This window comes from Pseudothermotoga hypogea DSM 11164 = NBRC 106472, from assembly GCF_000816145.1.
Classification (GTDB): Bacteria; Thermotogota; Thermotogae; order Thermotogales; family DSM-5069; genus Pseudothermotoga_A; species Pseudothermotoga_A hypogea.
This window is the reverse complement of sequence record NZ_CP007141.1, coordinates 727303-751551: the sequence shown is the minus strand read 5'-3', so window position 1 is coordinate 751551 and position 24249 is coordinate 727303. Positions and strand designations below refer to the sequence as shown.

Annotated in this window: 20 protein-coding genes and 1 riboswitch; of the genes, 11 read left to right on the top strand and 9 right to left on the bottom strand. The window is 49.5% G+C overall.

What is annotated here, in order from left to right; translation table 11 throughout:
- Positions 1–9: 9 nt before the first annotated feature.
- The 6 genes from AJ81_RS03820 to AJ81_RS03795 all read right to left on the bottom strand — a co-directional run bounded on the left by AJ81_RS03820 (position 10) and on the right by AJ81_RS03795 (position 8314).
- Complete coding sequence (locus AJ81_RS03820; RefSeq protein WP_144316876.1) at positions 10–2799, bottom strand: hypothetical protein; 2790 nt, start codon at positions 2797–2799, stop codon at positions 10–12.
- Between the two features lie 11 nt (positions 2800–2810).
- Complete coding sequence (locus AJ81_RS03815; protein ID WP_031505252.1) at positions 2811–3359, bottom strand: hypothetical protein; 549 nt, start codon at positions 3357–3359, stop codon at positions 2811–2813.
- Between the two features lie 10 nt (positions 3360–3369).
- Positions 3370–3939, bottom strand: coding sequence for a hypothetical protein (locus AJ81_RS03810; protein ID WP_031505253.1), 570 nt, complete (start codon positions 3937–3939; stop codon positions 3370–3372).
- A gap of 12 nt (positions 3940–3951) precedes the next feature.
- Positions 3952–4263, bottom strand: a complete 312-nt coding sequence (locus AJ81_RS03805) for a hypothetical protein (protein ID WP_144316875.1) — start codon at positions 4261–4263, stop codon at positions 3952–3954.
- Positions 4264–4512: 249 nt separating this feature from the next.
- Complete coding sequence (locus tag AJ81_RS03800; RefSeq protein WP_031505255.1) at positions 4513–6441, bottom strand: S8 family peptidase; 1929 nt, start codon at positions 6439–6441, stop codon at positions 4513–4515.
- 16 nt (positions 6442–6457) lie between these two features.
- Positions 6458–8314 carry a fibronectin type III domain-containing protein gene (locus AJ81_RS03795; RefSeq protein WP_031505256.1) on the bottom strand — a complete coding sequence of 619 codons (1857 nt, stop codon included), beginning with the start codon at positions 8312–8314 and terminating at the stop codon, positions 6458–6460.
- Between the two features lie 365 nt (positions 8315–8679).
- Between AJ81_RS03795 and AJ81_RS03790 the strand changes: the two genes are divergently transcribed.
- The 8 genes from AJ81_RS03790 (at position 8680) to AJ81_RS03755 (ending at position 16977) form a co-directional block, all read left to right on the top strand.
- On the top strand, positions 8680–9246 hold the full coding sequence (locus AJ81_RS03790; RefSeq protein ID WP_051368857.1) for a YkgJ family cysteine cluster protein: 567 nt from the start codon (positions 8680–8682) through the stop codon (positions 9244–9246).
- A 43-nt stretch (positions 9247–9289) separates the two neighbouring features.
- Positions 9290–10654 (top strand): MATE family efflux transporter, encoded by a 1365-nt coding sequence (locus tag AJ81_RS03785; protein ID WP_031505258.1) that lies wholly within the window; start codon positions 9290–9292, stop codon positions 10652–10654.
- 3 nt (positions 10655–10657) lie between these two features.
- Positions 10658–10718: riboswitch (Fluoride riboswitch) on the top strand.
- 29 nt (positions 10719–10747) lie between these two features.
- Positions 10748–11398 (top strand): DUF6062 family protein, encoded by a 651-nt coding sequence (locus AJ81_RS03780; protein WP_031505259.1) that lies wholly within the window; start codon positions 10748–10750, stop codon positions 11396–11398.
- Positions 11395–12336 (top strand): AAA family ATPase, encoded by a 942-nt coding sequence (locus tag AJ81_RS03775; RefSeq protein ID WP_031505260.1) that lies wholly within the window; start codon positions 11395–11397, stop codon positions 12334–12336. Before AJ81_RS03780 ends, AJ81_RS03775 begins: the two co-directional genes overlap by 4 nt.
- A complete protein-coding gene (locus tag AJ81_RS03770; protein ID WP_031505261.1) occupies positions 12333–13610 on the top strand; it encodes a DUF58 domain-containing protein in 1278 nt (425 codons plus the stop codon). Before AJ81_RS03775 ends, AJ81_RS03770 begins: the two co-directional genes overlap by 4 nt.
- Positions 13588–14955 carry a hypothetical protein gene (locus AJ81_RS03765; protein ID WP_031505262.1) on the top strand — a complete coding sequence of 456 codons (1368 nt, stop codon included), beginning with the start codon at positions 13588–13590 and terminating at the stop codon, positions 14953–14955. The genes AJ81_RS03770 and AJ81_RS03765 overlap by 23 nt, the downstream gene beginning before the upstream one ends.
- A 72-nt stretch (positions 14956–15027) precedes the next feature.
- Positions 15028–15786 carry an alpha/beta hydrolase gene (locus tag AJ81_RS03760; RefSeq protein WP_031505263.1) on the top strand — a complete coding sequence of 253 codons (759 nt, stop codon included), beginning with the start codon at positions 15028–15030 and terminating at the stop codon, positions 15784–15786.
- Positions 15787–15798: 12 nt separating this feature from the next.
- The gene (locus AJ81_RS03755) at positions 15799–16977 is read left to right on the top strand and encodes an EamA family transporter (protein WP_064462316.1); all 1179 of its coding nucleotides are present in this window, start codon (positions 15799–15801) and stop codon (positions 16975–16977) included.
- 106 nt (positions 16978–17083) lie between these two features.
- Here the strand turns inward: AJ81_RS03755 and AJ81_RS03750 are convergent, their stop codons facing one another.
- The 3 genes from AJ81_RS03750 to AJ81_RS03740 form a co-directional block, all read right to left on the bottom strand.
- Positions 17084–18619 (bottom strand): glutathione ABC transporter substrate-binding protein, encoded by a 1536-nt coding sequence (locus AJ81_RS03750; RefSeq protein ID WP_031505265.1) that lies wholly within the window; start codon positions 18617–18619, stop codon positions 17084–17086.
- A gap of 114 nt (positions 18620–18733) precedes the next feature.
- Positions 18734–19921: a dihydropteroate synthase gene (gene folP, locus AJ81_RS03745; RefSeq protein WP_081708892.1), complete on the bottom strand. Its 1188-nt coding sequence runs from the start codon at positions 19919–19921 to the stop codon at positions 18734–18736.
- On the bottom strand, positions 19893–20402 hold the full coding sequence (locus AJ81_RS03740; protein WP_038059885.1) for an NUDIX hydrolase: 510 nt from the start codon (positions 20400–20402) through the stop codon (positions 19893–19895). Before AJ81_RS03740 ends, folP begins: the two co-directional genes overlap by 29 nt.
- A 146-nt stretch (positions 20403–20548) precedes the next feature.
- Here AJ81_RS03740 and AJ81_RS03735 point away from each other — a divergent pair, with 146 nt between their 5' ends.
- Genes AJ81_RS03735 through AJ81_RS03725 form a run of 3 tightly spaced genes read left to right on the top strand, consistent with a single transcriptional unit; the run spans position 20549 to position 24176 of the window.
- Positions 20549–21631: an NAD/NADP-dependent octopine/nopaline dehydrogenase family protein gene (locus tag AJ81_RS03735; RefSeq protein WP_031505268.1), complete on the top strand. Its 1083-nt coding sequence runs from the start codon at positions 20549–20551 to the stop codon at positions 21629–21631.
- Positions 21628–23262: a cobalamin-dependent protein gene (locus AJ81_RS03730; RefSeq protein WP_031505269.1), complete on the top strand. Its 1635-nt coding sequence runs from the start codon at positions 21628–21630 to the stop codon at positions 23260–23262. Before AJ81_RS03735 ends, AJ81_RS03730 begins: the two co-directional genes overlap by 4 nt.
- Positions 23259–24176: a D-alanine--D-alanine ligase family protein gene (locus AJ81_RS03725; RefSeq protein WP_031505270.1), complete on the top strand. Its 918-nt coding sequence runs from the start codon at positions 23259–23261 to the stop codon at positions 24174–24176. Before AJ81_RS03730 ends, AJ81_RS03725 begins: the two co-directional genes overlap by 4 nt.
- Positions 24177–24249 lie beyond the last annotated feature (73 nt).

Genomic DNA, 24249 nt, shown 5'->3' with positions numbered 1-24249 from the left:
TTTCACCTCTCATTCACCCAAAATCACGGGTTTAACGGCGAACTCGCTGGTGAGAGCATTAGCTGTCTTTGCGGTCATCTGTGCCGTCTCGTTGACAAGCTTTTTGGCGACGATGCGGGACAGATCCTCTCCGGTTGGGGATGTAAGGATGGAAGCGTTTGAAGGTCTGGCAGGTATGGAAAGCTTTGAGAGCTCGGGATTCCACCATTCGCCGCGAGTTGCCGTGACCTCATCACCGTAGCCTTTGAAGATCGATTTCGCGAGTGCCTCGAAGGAGTTGTCTATCGCCGATTCTATGAAGCTCTCTTTCGCTCCCTCCAACCCTCCGTCGATCAGACCACCGATCGTCGAACCCGCAGTCTTGAAGACGGCTTCTGTCGCAGGTCCCACGATGCTTTTGCCGTATTTGAAACCTTCGCCCAACGAGTCGAAATTTATGAAATCGCTGGCGATGTCCGTGCCCGTGTCGATCAAGGTGCCTATGGTTAGATTACCTTCCGCAGCGGCTCCAGCAACTCCCTTGACACCCTTGTATGCAGCCCTCACCATTCTTCCTGGAAAACCTGTGCAGTTGGCGAGCGCGTCCACGGCATTGTCCGCGACTATCTCCGTCACTTTTGCCACTGTCTCTGCGGTCTCATACCATTCCGCATCACGCTTGTACCTTTCGGCGTCTCTGCTGGAACGTTCCACAGATTGGCTTATCTTATCCTTCAGTTGATCCCTGCTCACGCCGTACTTTTGTTCCAGACGTCTCATGTATTCTTCTCGGGTTAGGTCGATACCCTCCAATTTGGTCGGCTGTTGCATCTTCTGCCTCTGTGCCTCGATGAAGGCTTTGTCTTTGGGAAGGTTCGGCAGGACCACTTTGCTGTAGATCTCCATGTTGAAAATGTTGCCAGTTTCAGTGTTGTACCATTCGTCGGTCAGCGGATCGTAAGCTATCTGGACCGTCCTGCCGTAGATGTCCACGGGAACTTCGAGGACTGTTTGTGGTATCTCTGGGATCGTCACTTCTGGCTCTTTCTGTGAAGGTCGCTGCGTTTCTTCAACTGGTTCTGGCTCGTGGATTGGAGCTTCTTCGTACTCTTCAGTTTCCTCTTCTATCACTTCTGATTCAGTTTCACTGACAGCTTCAGACTGAACAGCTTCACTCGCAGCCTCTCGCGCCGCTGCCCTCCTCGCCGCACCCCTCTGAGCGCGGGTGTAATCTTGAAAGACCTCCGCGACACCGCCGGGTTTCGGTTTCAAAAGTTCTTGGAGCGCATAGCCTATGGCCGCAACGAGTGGTGGAAAGAGCAAGCCCGTCGCCATCTGCTCGGCAGAGGAGGGGCCTGGGATGTTGCCGGCGCTACCGAGTTTCTTGTTCATGGCGTAGGTGACGAAGGGAGGAAGTTGCTCCATGAACCTGTATCCATCGCCGCTGATAACGTAGTCGTTGACGTCGGTTCCAAGGTGTGGATCGTCGATTCTTATGTATTTCGCGGAACCTGAGATCATCACACCAGGTGTCAAGCCTGGTCGTGTCTTGAAGGTCAAAACGACCGCTACCGTAGTAGTACCAACTATGAACCTGTTCACAGCGGGCATGTCACTGAAATTCAAGCTCAAGTCGAAGGCGCAGCTGAGGCTGTCTTTCTTGCGGTCGATCACCTTGCAAGGTTGAGAGAAAGGAAAGACCTCGGTGTATTCGGCGTTCACTTTTCTGCCAGTCTGTTCTTCGAGCAACTGAACGATCTGATTGAGATCGATCTTTCCTACCAGTTCTACGTAGTCGAAGTGGTCTATCAGTCCAACTTCGAAATTCTTCACGTCGAGCGTCTTTTTCTCGGAAGGTCCGAAGATCGTCGCCACCCTTTTCACGACGAAACTCATTTTGTAAGTGCCTGTGAAGTCGAAAGGAGGATCGTACGGGAAGAATTTCAGAGCGAAGATCGGTTTTCCATCGGATCTGTAGTTCAAGACAGATTCGTCCGAGAACTTGATCGTGTAACTTCCCGACGCGAGCGGAAGCTTAGGGCTGAAGAAGATCACGCTGTTTTCTTCGTCGAAATCGCTGACTTGGTATGGGCCGAACAATCTTGAGTTCTTGTCGACGATCAGTATGTTGGTCTGGGGAAAGTCCTTGGGGATGTCGACCAAATCTATCGCGACAGCTTCGATGAGAGAAGATTCGTTCAAGGTGAACTCGATGGGTTTACGCTGGACCGTTCGCGGTGACTGAGTCTGGACAGACTTACCCTCCAACAGTGCGTTCTCACCTTGAACTTTCGCTGGTTGCGTTTGCACTTCTTTTGCGATGTTCTCTTTGAGTGCGTCGTATTCTCTACCAATCAAGAGGACCACCGGTTCGAAGTTGACGATGTCTCTCTCCAGACTCTTGAGATTCGAGAACTTCAGCGTGTATTTACCCTTCTTGAGCACAAGCTCTCCCATCGGTGTGAAGACCACATGATCTTTCTCGAACCTTTGAACATCGAAGGTCGTATAAGCTCTGCCCTTCTCGTCCAACAATGTGATCTTCTGTTCTTGCTTTGGATCACAGATCGTGTGGATCGAGATCAGGACAACGTCCGAAGGAACAGTGAAAGAGATTGAATCTTTCGTGGCTTCTTTACGACCCACCAGTTCTTTCAGAAGCTCGGGGATCCCCTCGTAGCCGACGATCAACACCTGTCTGCCCTGTATTTCTTCCTGCGTCGTGGTCCAGTTTCCATTTTTGAAGATGACCTTCTCGTGAGGTTGAACGGCGAAGACGAGCACGCTCAAAACCGAAAGGAACAGAACGATCTTTCTCACGTTCTCACCCCTCACGTGTTGCCCACATAGTACCAACTGAGCAACACGAGAACTCCGAACACTGTAGATAGAATGACTGAAAGTGCAGTCTTTCCACCACTCAGCTGGCGAATCGTGCCCATCGTGGCGCCCATGGACCAAACCACACCCGTCGCACCGAAAGCGATCGAGGTCCGCCAGTTCAGAAAGATGGAAAAGATCATTCCAAAGGCCATGTAGACGAGCAAGCCACTGTAGGACAAACACATGGCTCCGATCGTTTCCTTGAAGGACACCTTGGATTTGGAGATCTTCAAAAACAGCCACAGAAGAACACCGAAAAAAGGTACCACCAGGGCGCCATAGGCGAGACCCACGATGGAAATGGTGTAAACGAAGTTCATGGATTTTTGTCCCGTCTTGAAGAGGTCCAAACCCGTCTGCATGAAGAAGAGACCGAAACCAAGTGCTGGAACGAACAGAGAGAACAAGACATTCACGTCTTTCAAACGAACTTGCAGAAACGCACCGGGGTTGAACATCATCGGTAAGATGGCGCCCAGCGTTGCACGATTTTTCATAGAAATCACCTTACTTCAGCAGCGGGACCTTGCATTTTTTGCAGAAATCGTCGTGAATGTCGTTGAAGGTGAGACAAGCTACGCACAAGATCTTGGAATCTTTGGATTTGTCGTACTTTTCGTAGTAGGAAAAGCCTTTGTGGTGTCTGACCCTCTCGCCGATCTGGTAGTAATCGAAGATGGTGCGGTTGTCACGTACGCTGTGCGTGAAGATCTTGCCATCGTCGCGCTTGACCTTGAGCACGTACAGCGTGTAAGGAACGGTTTTCATTTTGTTTCCATACCGAACGCGCTCGGTCTTCTGCAAAATTTGCCTGTCGGCGACGACACCGTCCCACGTGGTGTCGGTCTTTCTCTTCACCTCTTGCAAGAGCGCGATGACTATGAACAGGGCACCAATACCGAGACCGTAGAAGAGCGAATGAGGCATCTTGATCTGCCCAGACATCTCTCCGTACACCACGAAACCGACGATCGTGACTACGGCGAGTATGATAGCGAAGAGAAAGGACCATTTTCGTGTTTTCTTCCTGTAGTTTTCGTACATCGGATCGTTGATCTTTTCTGAGAAGCCAACCATGCAACCACCTCCTCAAAGAGAGAACACGGTGAATTTCTCGTTGAACACGGTCTTCAACACGAAGGCAGCCTGATCCGCGGTTTCGCTCGATTCGAAGTTTACGAGGATTGAACCGTTCTGCGTCTGTATCTCGAGCTCAGAGAGTGAACCTCTGTAGAGAAAGATCTTCTTGAGACGATCAGTGTGAACGGAGAAACTTGTTCCGGCTTGTTCCACGGGTTCGAACAGTATCTCTGAGCCCGAGATCGACATTTTGTAAGGTAGTTTCTTGAAAAAACCAACCCTCAGCAGAACACGAAAACAAGCCACCCCGATCACACTCACACCTTCTTGACCAAACTTTAGCCGATCTCGGTGGGAAGCTCTCGGTCAAAGAACGTTTGTCATTGACAAAATTTGTCACGACGGCGTGACAAAAAAGAGTTTCCATACCGATGGAGAAGGATCATTTCATAGCGAGGACTTCTCGTTTTTGAGAGATGAGGGCAAGTGACAGGGCCACAGGCCAGCACTACACAGGCTGATCAAAAAAAGAGGGGCGTTCGCCCCTCTTTTTGTGTTTCAACGTTTGGTTCAGAAGATGTACAGAAATGGCCGCCAGTCTTCAAAGAGCAGGGAATACCTGACAAAAACGTAAGCACCAATATTGGAGTCATACAACGATTCCATCTCGAAGGTGTGTCCGTTCAGTGTGATGTTCGCCCTCAAATCTTCACCCACGTTGTGGACCATCAGGTACTTACCAGGTGAAGCGCTCGACGGCAGAACGTAGGTGAAGTAACCAGTTCCAGCTGGAACGTTCAAACTGATCGTTTCACCAGTTGTGCCGTTGATCAAATCAACGGTGTAAGACGAGGATCTTCTTGGAAGCTCTATCTTCAAAGAGCTGAGGAATGTTTGTGTCAGCAGCGTGGTCTGACCGCCCAGCAAGGTGACCGTCCTTTTGTAGTGGAGTTGTTCTTCTGGAAAGCTCAAGGAAAGTTCACCCAAATACATGTCCGGACCGCCGATGTAAACGTCGTAGGTTCCAGGTTCGACGAATTCGAATCTGGCGACGAGTTCATCATCGTCTTCATCGTAGTAAGTCTTCTCGTAATAGGCTTTGCCGCTTGCTCTGTGGATTATGGTCACGAAGACATCGTCGATTGGATTTCCCTGTCTATTAACTACCTTGACCTTCAAAGTCGCTGGCTGAAGTTCGTCCAAATCGGGCGCTGGTTTGTTTGGATCGAGTCCAAGCGCAGCTTTTGGATCTATCCTTCCATGGCCACTCGCGACGTCGTATCCTGGACTCTCTATGTCCACGGCGGTCATTTCGAGCAATTTTCTGATCTGATAGCAGTTTGCGTCCGGATACTTCTGTTTCAACAGCGCTGCCGCAGCTGAGACGTAAGGACAAGCCATGGAAGTTCCGGACATGAAAACGTACGGTTGATTGAGAAGCGCATTTACGTGGTAAGTGGACAAGACGTAATCTCCAGGAGCTCCGACCGAGACGTATTCACCGCGCGAGGAGAAGCTTGTGACCTTGTCGTTCGCAGTTGTTGCGGCAACACCTATGACACCGGTGTGAGCGGACGGATAGTGCCAAGCTTGGTCGGAGTAATCGTTGCCAGCCGAGAAGACAACCACTACGTTCCTTCTGAGAGCATAGTCTATAGCACGTTTGATAGTCTCAGAATAACCCGGTCCACCCCAGCTGTTCGACAGAACCTGCGCGCCGTTTTCCACAGCCCACACTATACCAGCTGCCGTGTTGATATCACCAACATAAGATGGATCGAATATCCTCACCGGCATTACGTAAACTTCCGGTGCTAGACCGACGACCTTACCGCCGCCTATCGCCGCGGCTATGATTCCAGCGCAGTGAGTTCCATGGCCGTGCGTGTCGCTGTTAGAATCTGGCTGGAAAGTGCCTCCGGTTCTCGCATTGTAACCAGTCAGAACTCTGCCAACAAGGTCCGGATGGGTTCCATTCACACCCGTGTCTATCACCGCGACGATCACACCGGTGCCTTTGTAGCCAGCGGACCAGATGGATTGAGAATCGAAGAGCCTGTGTGGATATTGATATATGAACCAATCATCTTGCGAGGTCGGCGCTGATTTCAAAAACACCGAAGAGATCGTCTGATCTTCCAGAGGAAGAACGGGGAGCTTTCTTTCATAGCTCGGCTCGACATAATCTATCCCGCTCAGTTTGAGCTTTCTTATTTCGTTGACCACTTGCTTGACCGTTCTTCCGCTGAATTTCAAGGAAGCTGCCTTTATCTGCGGCACCACGACGTCTATCTGTGCTCCTATCGCCTGTGCCAATTTCTCCAAATCCTCCAACGTCCTGTAGCCTACCAGGACTTCTCCCTCTCTGTACTCCGCCTCGAACGGTTCAACGATGTTTATTGGGTTCTTGGCGCTATCACGGGTTGAGTTCGGGTTGAACGAAACGCATCCAAACATTAAGAAGGCCAACAGAACAGCAACAATTACAATTCTTTTCATCTCCCTTCACCCCCTTTCACAGTCCAGAACCTACCGTGAACTGGTTGAACGCGTCCTGTTCCATGTAGGATATTGGATCAAATCTGTATCGCAGAGAGGAATATATCCAATCGCACGCCACGGAGATAGCGACGCTATCTTCGTCCTCAACGATCGCATAGGCATACCCAACCGTCCAATCGTACGTCTGCCCAGCCTCGAGCATGTCTGGACATTCAAAGAGTGGGCTGACTACTCCGCTGGCAACCCAGAACATGTACCATTTGTGCTCGGCGAATGAAACTTCTACAACATTCGTGTTGGTTGTGGAGAAGTTAACTAAATTGCCTTCTTCATCAAAGGCAGTCATTGGGTATGTCTCGCTTTGCACCCAGGGATAGATGGCAACGTTGAAGTTGTAAGTTACAGTACCTTCCGGAGAAAAGAGCTGTTTGGTCGGTTTGAACTTGAAGATCGGTCTTCTCGAAACATTTGTTTCTTTATCGGCTGGACTGATCAACTGAACGTTGAAAACATCCAGCGGAACGACGCTTCCAAAGTCGACCAACTCCGTCTCAAAGTCGCCCTTGACCGCGCTCACAGCGTACCAAACTCTCTTGCCCGGTGAAAGTTCCGATGAAAAGTCGTAGGCGTAGTTGTACGTTGTGCTGTACGGGACAGTGGCTATGAGGGTATAGTTCTCTCCGTCGAAGGATCTGTAGACGTTGTAGGCGTCCGGTCTGTCCTTTCCGCTAGCCGCAGACCACAGTTTCCATCTGATCAAGACCAACAGGTTCGAACCTTCCGGAGCCACCTCCGGCAAGATGTTCTCAAGGCCTGGTAACGAGTAAAACTCAATCCCGCGCCTGCGCGTGATGGCCATCAACAGGTCCTTTTCAGGTCTGTAGAGGTTGTCCAGCGCATAGGTGCTCTGTTGGATGGTGAGGTAGATGATCTTTTCGTATCTGTTGTCGTTCGCATCGTAGGCGACCACGTAGAGTGGAACTTCGCCTTTGAACCCGGCGATGCCCATCGTGAACGTGGCTAGGTAAACGTTTGAAGCGCTTGATCTTGGATTGGTTATCGTACCTGCACCTGGGATGGAACCAAGTTTCGAATAGATGAGCCTTGGAAGGTGCTGAGTGTTGAAAGTGATCTGCACTTTGAAGTTAGCGGTTATCGGTTGTGTGATGTCGATCGGGTTGTTCGACAGATCGAGGATTTCGACGTTCAAAGCCAAGTTACTGTTGATAGGATCGTTTGGATCTGGGTGGTTTGTGGCAAGCCTTATGGGCACGGTCTTGGCTTCTTTGCCAGTCGGTTTGAGCCCTTCAACGATACTCACGCCTCTAGCGTACTTCTTCATGACGATCTTGAGGCTTTCACGATCGGTGGCGAATTTCACCAAGCCTTCGGCGTTCGTCGTTTTTTGAACGAGTAGCTCCGATTCGTCGAAGAAGCAGACCAAAACACCTTCGACTGGTCCTCCAGAGTTGTATTCCACGGCTTGAACCACGTACAGGTGCGGTGCGGTTTCGAAACTGAAGATGGGGCTTTCGACCGTCCTACCCCTTGGGTCCCTCGACAGCACTTTCCATTCGTACTTGGAATTTGGCTCGAGGTTCGTCAGGACGTATCTCGGTTCAGTCAAATTGGACGCAACGAGTTGCCATGTTCCAACGCTTCTTGTGACTCTTCTGAGGTAGAGATCGTAAGTCAAGTTTTCACCCGTCGCAGCCCACTGGAGCAGCACACCATCCACATCAACGTTCGTTTGGCCGTCCTGAATTGGAGCATCTGTGGGGATGTTTGGTGGCACCAGCGGTGTGGGACCTATGCAAGAACTGAGTATGAAAGCTACCAGGGCTAACACCACGAAGAAAACTTTTCTCATCAATCCACCCCCCTGCGGATAATCTCAAATTTCATTATACTAAAACAAAGTACGCATTGTCAACGTGGTAAATTGATTCTGATCTGACGCTGAAAGCATCGATCTGTAGAATCTTGATGATGTTCTTATCACACTTTCGATATGCCCTGAGCGTCTCGATCATTGCCAAAGTTCTCACTCACTTTGAAGACTGGACGGACTCATTAATCTAAAGTTAACTCACGATGGTGAATCAACCAAGACAGATTCACGGGCCACACGTACGGATCCAGACCACAATTCGAAAAACCGGCGAAACACTCTCGTTCGTACGAACAACTTTGTTGTCACATCTTCCTGCTATTTGATATCAGTGGTGTTTATGTATGTGGCGACAATTGGAATCGCTCTCGCGTCAGGTATCGAACATCTATGAAGAACTAGATTCATTGCATGATGCGCTCGATGCCAGTTGCAACGGCTGTAGAGAGTGTTGCAAAACGGCAGCGCGCAACATTGAAGCAACGATTTTGGAGTTTGTTCCGCTTGCTCTTCACCTGGTTGAATCTGAGCAGTTCGACTTTTGGTTCACAAAAGTGCAAACAGCGACGCCGAACGATCGGTGTGTGCTTTTCGCGGATGAATCGATCAAGATAGAAGGTGGATGTTCCTTACATCGATACAGACCACTCGTGTGCCGACTGTTTTCTGCAAGTTACGTCAGAAGAAAAAACAATGTAGAAATTCTATCTTGCCGATTCTTGAAGGCAGACCTTTCAAAGAAAATAGATCGATTGGTGGAAGCTCAGGCCTATTTCGATCGACTGTACGATATCGATCCTTATCTTGCCGTTCAGAGGAGAGACATCAACACAGCCTTTAGAGAGGCTTTAGAATACGTGGGAATGAAACTTTTGTTGAACACGCCTCCTTTTTTGCCATTCGCGAGCTGAGGAATTCTATATAATAGTCTTCGGATTGAAAGGAGCTTCGCACATGCCGAGAGATTTGACCGAGGGAAGCCTCAGCAAGAATCTTTTGTACATGGCTGTGCCCACGATGGGTGGTTTTGCCGTTCAGGTGCTCTACGATATCGTGGACATGTTCTGGATCGGTAAGATCTCTTCGCGTGCGATAGCTGGGGTGGCGGTGTTTTCCTCAATTTTCTGGCTCATCTCAGTTCTGAACGAGATCATTGGCACAGGTTCGGTCTCCATGATATCTCAGGCGTACGGGGCTAAAGATTACGCACGCGTGAATCGAACGATCGAGCAGACGATAGTGTTCAAGATCTTCGTCGCGCTGATCGCGACAATTCTGTTGATCCTTTTTCTCAAACCTTTGATGATGTTCTTCAGCAAGGATGAGGAAGTTATTGCTGCAGGGATCGATTATGGTTTTTGGAGAATATTCTTTCTGCCCATTTTCTTTGCCACCTATTCGATTTACACAGCTTTGCGGACCACAGGTGAATCCAAACTGCCCAACATCATGATGGCGGTCGGTGCGGTTACGAACATGGTTTTGGATCCCATATTCATGTTCACACGTGTACCTGGTCTCAACATAAGAGGTTTAGGACTTGGAGTCAAAGGTGCTGCGATCGCTACCGTTGTGGCTTCGTCCGTGGTGTTCGTTTGGGGTCTGATCGTGCTGTTTCGAGGCCAGGGTGTGATCAAAATAACACCTGCTGGGCTTTTCAAACTCGATTGGTCGATAGACAAAAAACTTTTGGTGGTGGGGTTACCGAGTGGGATCGAAATGTTTCTGAGAAACCTTTCGAACATGATCATGGTGAAACTGTTCAGCATGTACGGTTCGACCGTGCTGGCGGCGATAGGCATCGTCGACCGCATGATAGGACTTGCGTTTGTTCCCTTGATGGGTTTTTCCATCGGGACGAGCACCATAGTTGGACAGTGCCTTGGAGCGAACAAGATCGAGAGGGCAGAGCAAACGGTGTTGCTTGCCGCACTCTACAATGCGCTTTTCCTTTCAGCTCTTGTTGTGCTCGCGAACATATCGCCACAACTGGTCATCGAGTTCTTCACGAAGGATCAAGCTGTTGTTCGTGAAGGTGCCTTCGCGATAAGACTCGGTTCTTGGGCAGTGCTCATCGCAGGTTTTTCCATCTCTCTCATGAGTGCGTTCTTTGGTGCGGGTTACACCAAGGCGGCGATGTTTTCGAGCATCGTGGGAAGATGGTTCGTCCAGGTTCCTTATTCCGTGTTGGTGGCGCTTGTGTTGAAACTGCCGATCAAGTTTTTGTGGTTTTCTTTTCTGTTCGCTGAGATCGGGGAGATATCCTACGCATCTGCTGTGTTTTTCAAAGGTAAATGGAAGAGCTATCGGGTGATATGATAAAATCTTCTTGGCGATGGAGTCCGCCACAATCGCCCAATGGGCTGATGACTCCTACCATGAGGGTAGGAGTTTTTTGTTTGGGTGGGACGAATGGGTCTTGTTGAGATCAGCTTGAAGGATGCGATCGCTCAAGCGCGACTGGAATGTCCAATATGCTTACTCATAGATAAGGCTTTAGATTCAACCATCGACAGCCTTCTGTACGAAATGGTGAACGACGTAACTGTTAGGTCCGAGCTTCGATCCAAAGGATTGTGTCGTGGGCACGTTGCGAGGATAGAAACGTATCTGTCAAAACACATGGAACTGGGATACATGGGCTTGGCGATAATCTATTCTGACGTTCTGGATCATCTCACCAAACTGTTGGAAAACCACTTCGATTTGGATCGTGGCTCCAGCTGTTTCTTGTGCGAGAAGGAAAGGACCTTCGAGTCGCTGTACCTGAAGGCGTTTCTGAACAACCTTGGTGAACTGCTCGATCTGTACAAATCTTCAGAATCTGTGTTGTGTTTCGACCATTACGCCTTCGTCTTCTCAAGGCTCAAGAACTCTCTCAGAGAGACTTTCAAGGCGATTCAACTCTCGAAGCACAGGCATCTGATAGGATTGCTGAACTCGTTTGTCAACAAGCACGATTACAGAAACAAAGAGAGCTTCACTCCTGAGGAAATTGTGGCGAGAAAAACTGTAGGGAAACTCATTGCGAAGAATCTTCATCATTGGAGGCGTTTGAAATGAAACAGGTTGCTGACTTTGCTGAACGCGTTCTGAAGAATGTCTCTCGTGTCATCGTTGGTAAAGACGAGGTCATAAAAAAGATACTGGCAGCTTTTCTGAGCTCGGCGCACGTGCTCATCAACGACGTACCCGGTGTGGGAAAGACCATGCTTGCAAGATCTTTCGCCATCTCACTCGGCTTGAACTTCAGCAGAGTGCAGTGCACCCCAGATCTCACACCTTCCGACATCACAGGATTCAACGTGCTCGATCCGAGAACCGGACAGTTCAGCTTCAAGAAGGGAGTTCTCTTCACGGACGTTCTGTTGGTGGACGAGATAAACAGGGCCACACCGAGGACACAGTCGGCCTTGCTTCAAGCCATGGCTGAAAAACAGGTGAGTATCGATGGGGTGACGTACCAGCTGAGCGAACATTTCTTCGTGATAGCGACACAGAATCCTGTGGAGTTCGAAGGAACGTTCCCGTTGCCCGAGGCGCAGCTGGATCGATTCGCGATTTGTCTGAGCCTTGGGTACCTCGAGAGGGACCAGGAGATAGAACTACTGAGAAGATTGGAAAGATCTCATCCCATAGAGTCGCTCGAACCTGTGTGTGAAGCAGGCGAACTTTCGAGGATGAAAGAACTCGTAAAAGAAGTCTACGTTGATGATTCCGTCATGGATTACGCCGTCAGGATCGTGGCCAGGACGAGGACTCATCCGGATGTCGCGCTCGGATCCAGCCCAAGGGGAAGTATCGCGTTGGTGCATCTGTCCAGAGCTCTGGCCGCGATGAGCGAGCGAAACTTCGTCTTACCCGACGATGTGAAGAGTATCGCTCTGGATGTACTCGCACACAGATTGATACTCAAGCCGGAAGCCAGATTGATGCGAAAGACCAAGCAAGAGATCGTGGAGGAAATACTCAACAGCGAGGAGGCACCGATAAGAGGGTGAAACTGAAGCTCAGATCGATCAGCTGGAACGTTCAACCGTTAATCGTCCTGTCCGTGGCCTCGATCGTCTGGTTGATCCTGAATATGAGCGTTTTCAGCGTTCTTTTCGCTTTGTTGTGTGGTTTTCTGTGGTCGCATTTTTTGGAAACGAAACGAGACATCTCAAGGCTACAAATTGAAAGAAAAATCTCAACTGAGAGGGCGTTCACGAACCAGGATGTCTCGTTCCACCACAGCGTCGCGTCATCGAAGCGTTTGAAGGTTACTCTCTTGGGGCAGATCGAGGTGGGATCTTCACTGACGTACAACCTGTTCGAGAGAGATGTCTTTGTTGGGCCTGAACCTGTGCGAATCGATGTGAAGACTTCTTTCCCAACCAGAGGTAGAAAGGTTCTGAAGAACTTGGTCTGCTATTACGAACATCCTCTGGGTTTGTTCAAGATCTGGGCGCAGTTCAACGCGCCACAGGAGGTGCTCGTGCTGCCAAGGTTGATGCCTTTGGAGTTCTTTCCGGCACGTCTGAGAGAACCGTTACCGGGGCGAATCTCTGATTTCAAACTCTTCGAAGATCCGTTGAGGATCAAGGGCTTGAGAGAATATTCTAACGATCCGATTAAGAAGGTTCACTGGAAGGCGTCGGCGAAATTTGGAAAACTCTTGGTGAAAGAATACGAAAGCACGGCGATCAGCAAGGTCTTCATGTTCGTGGATCTGAACATGGCGAAGGAGATCTTCGCGAGAAACGTCTGGGCTCAGATTCGAACCAGTTACGAAGAAGAGGCCGTGCGTGCAGCGACGGCCATTCTGTACTGGCTCTCTCAGGGAAACGACACGATAAACATGACCGTGGTTGGAAAGCAGGTTCTCGAAATGGACTGGGCATCACGGGATGGTTGGGTGAGGGCGGTGGAGATGTTGGCGCTCGCGGAGGGCGCAGAAGATGGGCCACAGCTCAGCGAAGTGCTCTTCTCACAGGTGCCGAAGCTCACGTTCACTTCAACGGTGGTCGTGCTCTCGATGTACCTGACCGATTCGATCTTGCCAGTCTTACTCGAAACAAGGGCAAGATGTTCGCGTGTCATGATCTTTTTGCTACCCTACGGCTACAGAGATCCAAAATACAGAGCCGGAAGAACCTACGAGATGTATCCTCTGGACATGGTGAAGCTCAGAGAGAAAGCGAAACTGCTGGAACAGGAACAGATCATCGTGAGGATCATCAAGCCCAATCAGACACTTCAGGAGGTCTTTTATGAGATCGACGAGGTTCGCTGACTGGCTTTTGAGCTTCGCTGCGTCGTTGCTATCGCTTTTGCTTGTTGGCCTGGATCGTCCGTTGTGGGCGTATCTGGTGGTACCGGGCGCGGTGTTTTTTGTCTCGCTACTGTCGAGCCAACGTTCAGGCTGCGTTACTCTTTTGTTGTCTGGGATGCTCTTTCTTTCGAATTGGATCTTGTTTTACGCAACGTCGAAAGACAGTTTGCAGTCGTTTCTGTTCGCCCTGTGTCTCGCTACCCTTGTGAACGCGTTGGCTTCAAAGACTAACTTGACGTGGCTTTGGCTCATCTTTCTGGGTGTCGCATTGAATTCTTCTTCGTGGATGGAAAAGTGGCAAGCGGCAACGTTGTTCGTGATCGTTCTGCTTGCTGTTGTGTGGTCGAAGGTTCGGCTCGAAAGACGAAGGTTTTTTGCTCTCTTGTTTGCTTCGATCCTCTGTGCTCTGCTTCTTGTCAATCTCAACTACTCGATAGCGGCGCAGATACTCAGACTGATTCCACAAAAAAGTGTGCAGGAAGAAAAGCAAACGGTTCAGATCACGCCGGTGGAACGCGGCGTTGAAGAAGGTTCAAACGAATCACAGAATCGTTCCCGCATGTTCGATATCGCACTGGAAAAGATATTCTTTCCGGTCTTTTTGATCCTCTTCGGCGTGTTCCTGCTCACGCTGAGCCTGAAACTGTTCAAATTGAAAGGCACACTTCTGCTCTTACTCCTCGGCGCAGTGACCTTTGCTGTGGTGATGTCTCTACTTTCCCTTGTTTTTTCAATCATAAAGCCCAGGTTCGAACTAACGCGAGCACAGTTGACACAGGACACAGTTGCAACGGAAGCTTCACAAACTGAGATCGAGTTTGTGGAATCGACGCCCGTGAGAGTGACCGAGACGCGGCGTGATTCGAGAAGAATTGTAGATTTTCTGAACTGGGCTTCACTGACCTTGCTGATCTTTGCAGGCGTCTTCATGATTTATCTGACCGTTTACGTTTCAAAGAATGTCGGTACTCTGATCGAAGAACATAAAGCTGCCGGGCCAGTCGCGGAAGAAGACTCACGGCACGAAGAATCTCTGAAATTCGATCCTTCCGAACATTTCGTCGTTGAGGGATACTGGTGGTTGAGGAACAAATTCTTTGCTGGCTTTAATCATCTCACCCCATATGAGGTCCTGAAAATGAAAGGCTCGTTCGAACCGTTCGGAAGGCTTACGGACATCTACGTTAAGCTCCGTTACGGCAACGAGAGACTGACGAACGAGGAAATCGAAGAGTTCCGCGACCACTTGTTGAAGACCGTTGAATGGCTCAAGAAAAATTTGCAAACGCAAGAGCCTTCATCTTGACGAGGTTGATGGTGGCGCTTCCACTTCGTGCTGGGATAGAATGTTTCTGAGAAGGGATGGGAGGTGAACGGCGTGCGTTTCGTTGATTGCAAGACTGCAAGTTGCTCGCTGCCAGTTTTTCAAATCAACGGCGAAGTGGGGGTTCTGTTCGTCCACGGTTTCACGGGTTCACCCCACGATTTCACTTACATGGCGAAGAAGACCTATGAAGCTGGCTTTACGGTCTCAGTTCCCCGCTTGCCCGGGCACGGTACATGCGGTGAAGATTTCCTAACCACCAAGGCACACGACTGGCTCCGTCGGGCGTTCGATGCCTATTACGATCTGAAAGCGATCTGTAAGGATGTACACATAGTCGGTCTGTCCATGGGTGGGGTTATAGCGATCATCATGGCGTCCGTTTTGAAACCGAAAAAACTTGTGACTTTAGCGGCAGCCACTCACCTGACCAGCAACAGAATAAAATTTGCCAAGTTCGTCGCTCTCTTCAGGGACAAGCTCCCAAAGCAAAAATCGCAGACGTACGAAGATCCCGCGATGGAGACTCTCAACAGAGAGTATTGGTCCTACGAATGGCCCAAGCAGGGCGCAGAACTCTACAAGTTGATCAAGATGTCGAGAAAGGCTGTGCGACAAATAGTTTCTGAAACGCTCGTCGTCGCGGCGCGAAACGATGAACTGGTGCCTCTGAAAGCCGCACAGTTCATCTACGACAACGTGCGCTCTGAGAAGAGAAAACTCTTGATCTTCGAAAAGTCGGGGCACGTACTTTCCAACGACGTGGAGAAGGAAGCGGTGACAGATGCGGTTCTGGAGTGGCTGAAGTCCTGAAGGAGTGATCGGGTGAGTTGGCAGGTCGTTTTAGCAGGCTTTTGTGTCTCATTGATTTTCGGCTTCTCATTCCTTTTCACCAAGAACGCGCTGGATCATTTGAATCCTTTGACATTCCTTTCGTACCGTTTTTTCGTCGCGAGCGTTTTGTTCGTAGCGCTCAAATTTTTCGGTGTGATCAGGTTCGAGAAAAAGCCATACTGGAAGCTCTGGAGATTGATCATTTTTCAGCCCATCCTGTATTTTCTTTTCGAAACGATGGGAGTTGCGAGGATCAACTCTTCTGAAGCTGGCATGATCGTTGCACTGATACCCATCGTTGTGAACGTTCTTGCGATCTTCATGCTCAAGGAACGCGGCGATAGTATCCACTACGCTCTGTTGCTTACAAGCTTTCTTGGTAGTGTACTCATAGTTGGGTTCAACATGACGGCTCAGAACCTGTTCGGTAAACTGTTGATGTTGCTTGCGGTTTTTTCGGCGGCACTGTACACAATCAACGCGAGAAAGTTCTCGAAAGAGTTCACCCCAGAGGAGATAAGCTTTTTCATGATGCTGTCTGGATTCGTCTTTTTCACTCTTCTCAGCACACTCACAGGTCAGTTCAAACTCCTGCTCAATGTCCATACTGTCTCGGCGGCGCTGTATCTTGGAATACTTTCATCGGCCGTGGCCTTCTTCCTACTCAACTACATGGTGAAACACGCTTCGCCCATTCTGACCAGCCTGTTTTCGAACCTGACCACGGTTGTTGCGTGCTTAGCTGGTGTGATTTTCAGAGGCGAAAGAATAGGCTCCGAGCAGATCCTTGGGGTCACGATCGTACTCGCATCACTCTTTGCGATCACCTACAGAAGTCGTCAGACAAAGACGGAATTTTTTAATCGACGCAAAGTGACGCACGATAACGTAAACACGGTTATCCACGTGAATCTGTTGGGAAAGAACCTTCTTCTGACTCCGCATGCGTACGAGAGAATGATTGAGAGAGGCGTGAGCTTGGAAGAGTTGAAGAATGTGCTCGAGTCTAAGGATTCCCGAGCGATGGTTCAGAGGAACGGAAGGATCAAAGTGAGTGACGGGCACATCGAAGTGATCCTACAGCCTTCAGCTGCAGTGCTGTACCTCGTGACGGTTATGAAAAAAGGAGAACGAAGGCGGAAGCGATCATCTCCCGACTCAATCGTTTGAAAAAAGCTCCCTTGTTCAGATGCTTTGAACTCATTACGAAAGAGGCCTTGCCTGTGAAGAGAAAAGCTTCAATGAGAGAAAAAGGTGCGGCGTGAGCCGCACCTTTTCATTCGAACCAAGCGTACTTGAGAATGACGAACTCTGTAGGCAGCAGCCAGACGTTTTTCAACTGTTTCTTGTGCGCCACGATGTTAGTCATATTGTAGAGGAAGATCCAAGGTGCGTCTTGCACGATGATCTTTTGTACCTCCGCATAGTACTGCAGAAGCTTTTCTTTGTCAAGCTCGTGGGCGATTTTGTCTATGAGCTCGTCGACCTTCGGGTTGCTGTAGAAAGTGTTGTTGTCTCCCGTACCGTTAGGATTCATGTTGTCAGAGTGGAAAAGCGGATAGAGCACCCAGTGTCCTTCGCCAGTCGAAGGGGCCCAACCGAGCAGGAAGAGCTCGTAGTCCCAGTCTGCCGGGTTGCTCGAGAACAGCTTGTTTATGTAACTCGCCCACTCCATTGGTTTCACGTCCACCGTGACTCCCACTTCTTTCAACATGCCCTGCACGGCGACCGCGACTTCGTAATCGTTGAGGTATCTGCCCTTCGGTGTCAACAGCTCAAGTTTGAGATTCTCGACACCAGCTTCCTTCAACAACTGCTTCGCCTTCGCTGGATCGTAGGGATAACCTCCAGTTGAGTAATAGCCAAAGGTGTATTTAGCAAGCGGTGAATCGGATGGGATCGCAAGGTTTCTCATGATCGTGGCGCAGAGCTTCTGCTTGTCGATCGCATAGTTGAGTGCTTGTCTAACTCTAACATCGCTCAGTGGGGCTTTCCTCGTGTTGAATCCGATGTAGATCACCCTCAGGCTCGGTTCAACCCTCACGACGAGTTTTTCGTCCTTTTGAAGAACGGGCACGAGTGCAGGTGGTGGGTTGAACATCACATCCACATCGCCGGCCCTCAGCTGTGTGACCCTCGAAACATCTTCCGGAACGATTGTGAAGACGATACCGTCCAGGTAAGGTTGACCCTCTCTCCAGTAATTCGGGTTCTTGACAAGTTCTATCCTTTCTCCGATCTTCCATTCTTTGAGCATGAATGGGCCTGTTCCAACAGGATTTTTACCGAGTTTGGCTGGATCGCTGCCATATGCATCGATAGCCTTTGGAGAGACTATCAGGGCGGCTTCGTGAGCGAGCCTGTTCAAGAACGGAGAATACGGCTTTTCAAGAATGAACTTCACTGTGTAGTCATCGACGACGACAATCTCTTTCACGATGCCTTTGAACAAACCGGTTCTTCTGAGAGAGCTGTTCAGAACATAGTCGTAGTACTTTTTGACCGCCTGGGCGTTGAAGTCGGCTCCATCGTGGAACTTCACACCTTTTCTGAGGTAGAAGGTGTACTCAGTACCATCTTGTGAAATCTCCCACCTTTCCGCAAGCGCAGGTGTGATGTTCAACTTCTCGTCAAACTCGACAAGACCGTCGAAGATATGGCGGCACACCGTTCCGCTGATGTTGTCGGTCTGGTTGGCTGGTAACAAACTGACCGCGTCGGCACCCATCACGTAGCGAGCAACTCCACCGTACTTAGCGGAGAACGAGAGGACTGCGATGAGAACCAGAGAGAAGAACAGAAACTTCTTCACCAGACACACCTCCCCTTCAAAGTTTGTAATATTGTACCATAAGATTTAGGCACAAAACAACGCGGGTTTACTGATGAGTGTTGCGAACCGATACTGCACAGTTTTCAACCAACTTCATCTACTTTGCGGCTGAATCGCCCGGATCAGCTTGACAACGTGCAGATTTTCCTTAACATCGTGAACTCTGACGATGTCAACACCGTTCAGAACACAGTAAGCTGTCACCGCGAGGGTACCGTACAGTCTTTCTTCGGGAGGCACGTTGCCCAGAACCTGGCCTATGAAAGACTTTCTTGAAGCCCCCACGAGCACGGGTTTCCCCAAACTCTTGAATTCGGAAATTCGTTTTATTATCTCCAGATTGTCAACGAGCCTTTTTCCAAAACCGATGCCAGGATCGATTATGATTTTGTCTTCCAGACCGATTTCGCGAAGTTTCTCGATTCTCTCTTTGAAGAAGTAGAGGACCTCTTTGACGACATCTTCGTAATAGGGATTCTCCTGCATCGTCTTTGGCTCACCTTTCATGTGCATCAACACCACCGCGGGTTTGTAGGTCTTGAGAACATTTATCATCTCTGGATCGAACCTGAGCGCGCTCACGTCGTTCACGATCTCTGCACCGTTCTTCAGCGCTTCTTCTGCGACCTTCGCTTTGTAGGTGTCAACAGAAATGAAAACATCAAAGTTTTTCCGCACGGTCTCGACGGCGGGTACGACTCTGTTGAGTTCTTCATCCTCGCTGACCCTTTCAGAACCGGGTCTGGTCGATTCGCCACCGATGTCGATGATGTCCACACCTTCTTTAACCATTCTCGCGGCAAGATCGATCAGTTTATCTTTCTCAACACGACTCGCAGCATAGAAAGAGTCCGGTGTGACGTTAACGATGCCCATGATCAAAGGTTTCTCGAACTCCAATCTTCGACCCGATGGAAGCTCTATGGCACGAACTTTGGTCTCGAAGAGACAGTTCTTTATGTCCCGTGCGATCTCATCGAGGTTCCAGTAGTGCATCAAGGAAAGTTTTTCAACGAGTTTTTTGTGCTGTGCGAGCGTTCCCATCGTCAGAACATGGGTAGACTGGACCTTCAGCGTGATCGAGTGTTTGTGAACGGCTGCATCTCCACCAGCGGCGAGCATTTCTTGTTTGATCACGTTCGCGCTGATCGCTGGAACGTCGTAGATGAGCAAGCTGACGAACTCACCCTTGTTTTTGAAGATCGGTATCGACGCAGGATCGACGCCGACTCGCGAAAGATGTTCAACAGGATCAGTCACCCGGGCGATCAGAAAGTTCATCTTTGAATCCCTCCAGTAATCGTTTCATTTTCTCCAGAGAATCTCTGATGATCCTTGCCGTCGCACCCCATATCACGATCCCATCGATGACGAATCTGCACGTTCTGCCACCGCTTGGAAGCACGATCTCGTCACACGAAATTCTATCGAACAACGATAAACTGACGAGGTAAAGATCCTGCACCTCAGATTTGTTAAGTCTGAAATGGGGCCGATCAATTTGAACGAGGAACGCTTGAACCAAGAGGTTTGACTTTCCCGTCACAGTCGAGGACAACGTACCAAGTAAGCTGCAGCGATCTTTTGCAACACCAATTTCTTCTTCGAGCTCCCGAAACATAGCTTCTACGAGTGTTTCACCGTCTTCGACTAAGCCTCCCGGAAAGGCAACTTGATTCGCGTGTCTGCTCAAGTGGTGAGCTCTGCGTATGAAGACCATGTATGGTTCATTGAAGATGAAGACTATGGGGACCGCAACCACGGACAGCAAAGTTTCTTCACCAGGAGTGATTATACCAAATAAACAGTAAGAAATTTATAAGTAACTTTGATTGATATCCTCCGCATCTTGAATCGGACCGTAACATGTGTTAAGATTGCAATAGTACCGATACGGAGGTGATGTATGTGAAAATATGCGTAATTGGCGCAGGCAATGGTGGGCAAGCTCTTGCAGGGTATCTTGCTCTAAAAGGGTATGACGTTTCACTGTACAACAGATCCGAAAAAAGGATCGCACCCATTTTGAAGACGAGGAAGATCAAGCTCGAGGGTGAAGTCAACGCAACGGCGCAGATTTCTTTTGCAACGACGGATTTGGCAGAAGCGATCAAGGGTAGAAAACTCCTCATGGTCGTCGTTCCAGCCAACGCACACCGTGAAGTGGCCGAAAAGCTCGCCCCACTGCTCGAAGATGGTCAAATCATCGTGCTCAATCCAGGAAGAACGGCTGGAGCTCTGGAGTTCGCCAACGTGTTGAAGGAAAAGGGTGTGCAGAAAGACGTTGTCATCGCTGAGGCCCAAACATTCGTCTTCGCATCACGCATGTCTAATCCTGGCGTGGTACGAATCTTCAGAATCAAGAACGCCGTGCCGGTTGCGGCTCTCCCTGCGGCGAGAAACAAAGACCTGGAAGAAACCCTTCTGAAGGTCATGCCCGAGTTTGAACTCGCGCCGAACACGCTTTACACGAGTTTCAACAACATAGGTGCAGTTTTTCATCCTGCCACAATTGTCTTGAACGCAGGTTGGGTGGAAACGACGTTCGGAAAGTTTGAGTTCTACTTTGAGGGCATAAGCCCATCTGTGGCGAAGGTTCTGCAAGCGATCGACGAAGAAAGGTGCGCAGTCGCAAGGAAGTTTGGCATTGAACCCATGACGGCCGTGCAGTGGTTATCCTACGCGTACGATGTGAAGGGGAAGGATCTGTACGATGCGATACACAACAACGAAGGTTACAGGGGCATACAGGCGCCCACGAGCCTCGAGAACAGATACATCTTGGAGGACGTGCCCACAAGTTTGGTGCCCATATCAGCCTTCGGAAAGTTGGTTAAGGTGAAAACACCCACGATCGATGCCATCGTCAAGCTCGCCTCGATCATGATGGGCATCGACTTCTTCAAAGAGGGTAGGAACTTTGAGAGGCTTCATCTCAAGGGGAAAACCCTCGAAGAGGTCAAGCGAATCATGGAGGAGGGATGGCAATGAAGATGATCGGTGCCTCCATAGGAAGCTGCGTTCACAACGTTGGTTTGCTCAATTTTCTCAACTTGGCGAAGGAGAACGGTTACGAAACACTGTACATAGGTTCCGCCGTACCGATAGAGAAACTCGTGGAAGAGATAGAGAAGCACGATCCTGATGTCGTCGCGATGAGTTACAGACTCGGTGCGGAAGCACTGAGAAATCTTCTGCAAACCTTGGAACATCTGTTGAAAGAACGTGGTCTTCTGAATAAGACATACATATTCGGTGGTACGGTGGAGACGGCCAGTGTCGCGAGAACGTTCAATTTTATAAGTAAGGTCTTCGATGGGACCGAAGAGATGGATGAAATCGTCATGTTCTTGAGAGGAGAGGCGCGGAAATTACAAAGAATGGAGATTTACCCGCAGAGGCTGGGTGAAAGAATAAAATTCAAAAGCCCTTTTCCTCTCATACGACATCACATAGGGTTACAAACGCTCGAAGAGACCATAAAAGAGATCGAAAAAATGGCGGATTCTCAACTGCTGGACGTCATATCCATTGCACCTGATCAGAACTGTCAACAGTTCTTTTTCGAACCGGAGAAGATGGATCCAAAGCAAGATGGTGCCGGTGGGGCACCGATAAGAACAAAAGAAGACTTCGTGAGATCGTACCAAGCAAGCAGAAGAGGAAATTATCCGCTCGTCAGGTGCTACGCAGGCACGAGACACATGGTGGAGTTTTCAAAACTGCTGAAGGAGACACTTAACAATGCGTGGGCGGCGATACCGCTCATGTGGTACAGCGACCTCGACAGACGCTCCGACAGGCCTTTGCTTGAAGCGATCAAGGAGAACATGGAGGCGATACGCTGGAACGGTGAGAACGATGTGCCGGTTGAAGTGACCGACTCTCACCAGTGGGCCTTGAGATTAGCCCACGATGCCGTGGAGGTCGCCGCGGCGTACCTCGCCACCTTTGCCGCGAAGAAGCTTGGTGTGAAGGAGTACGTGCAACAGTTCATGCTGGAAACACCCATGGGTTTATCGCCGAAAGGTGACATCGCCAAGATGATGGCGAAAAGGGAACTTGTTGAAAGCCTCGCAGATGAAAATTTCAAAGTTTATCGAATGATAAGAACAGGTCTGATGTCTATGCCAGCAGACCCCGATGCGGCAAAGGGACAGATAGGCGTCTCCATGTTCTACGGGATGGCGCTTGAACCGCACATAGTGCACGTCGTCGCCTATTGTGAATCTGTGAAGAGAGCTACGGCAAAGGAGATCATAGAGAGCGTCAAGATTGCCAGAAGGGCCATAAACGTTGCACTGCGCGGTCTTTCAGATCCTCTGGCGGATCCTTGGATACGAGGGGAAAAGGAGCGAATCAAAGAAGAAGCCTTGCAGATAATTGAAGCCATCAAGTCACTCGGTGGTGGCTCCGATGAAGATTTACTTAACCCAGACCTACTCTTCGAAGCCGTTAAGATCGGAATACTGGACGCTCCGGCACTCAAAGGTTTCTCCGTGGCGAAAGGCGAGGTCAGAACTGCGATAATAGATGGACAGTGCAGATGCGTTGATGAAAATGGAAGAGTAATTAGTGAGAAAGAAAGACTTGCAAAAATTCTGGGGAGGTCACATGAATGAAAGTTGCCGTCGTCTACGATCTTGAAAATCTCGACGAGTCACGTGTCAAAATGATCGACAGCGTTTGCGAGGCTTTGTCGAAACATCACGACGTTGAAAAGCTTCCATTTGGTGATGACTTCATCGAACGCGTCAAGACTTTCGATGCGGTCTTCAATCTGTCGACTGCACATCTTCAAATGCATGTTCCTGCTGTACTCGACGTCTTGAGAATACCCTATACGGGTTCTTCTGCACTCGCACACGCTCTCTGCACCGACAAGATCATGACCAAGATCGTTCTTCAGCATTACGGAATACCAACGCCGAATTTCTTCGTCGTACCGGTCGGTGAAGAGCCAAAGACGATGGATTTTCGTCCCGCCATAGTGAAACCTTCGAGACAAGGTAGTGCAAAGGGAATCGATGCGGATTCGGTGGTCGAGAGTGTGGAAGCACTCAAAAAGGCTGTGAAGAGGGTTCACGAAGAGTTCAACGAACCTGCACTGGTGGAAGAGTTCATAGAAGGAAAAGAACTCAGTGTGGGTATCGTGGCGAATGAAGTGCTACCCATTCTCGAGATAGATTTTTCCACACTGCCAGACGGGCTCGAGCGGTTTTATTCCTACAGGGTTAAACATTACTATGGTGAGCAGACGCGTTACTTCTGTCCTGCGCGCATCGATGAAGATCTGAGAAGAAAGATAGAACATTACGCACGAATGGCTTTCAAGGCTTTGAACCTGAGAAATTACACTCGCATGGATCTGCGTGTAAGGGGAAACGAGGTTTACTTTCTCGACGTGAACTCACTTCCGATGCTCACTCCAAACTATTCCGACATAATCAAGATGGCGGAAGCCGCGAAGTTGAGTTACGAGGAATTGATTATCAAGATATTCGACGACGCCGTGCGTTGTTCACGAAAACTTTGAAGTGGCACCTTTGTTGACGGATCTTTGAAGGTTCGTGCTGGAGCGTCACACGAGATGAAGCTGTAGTAATATA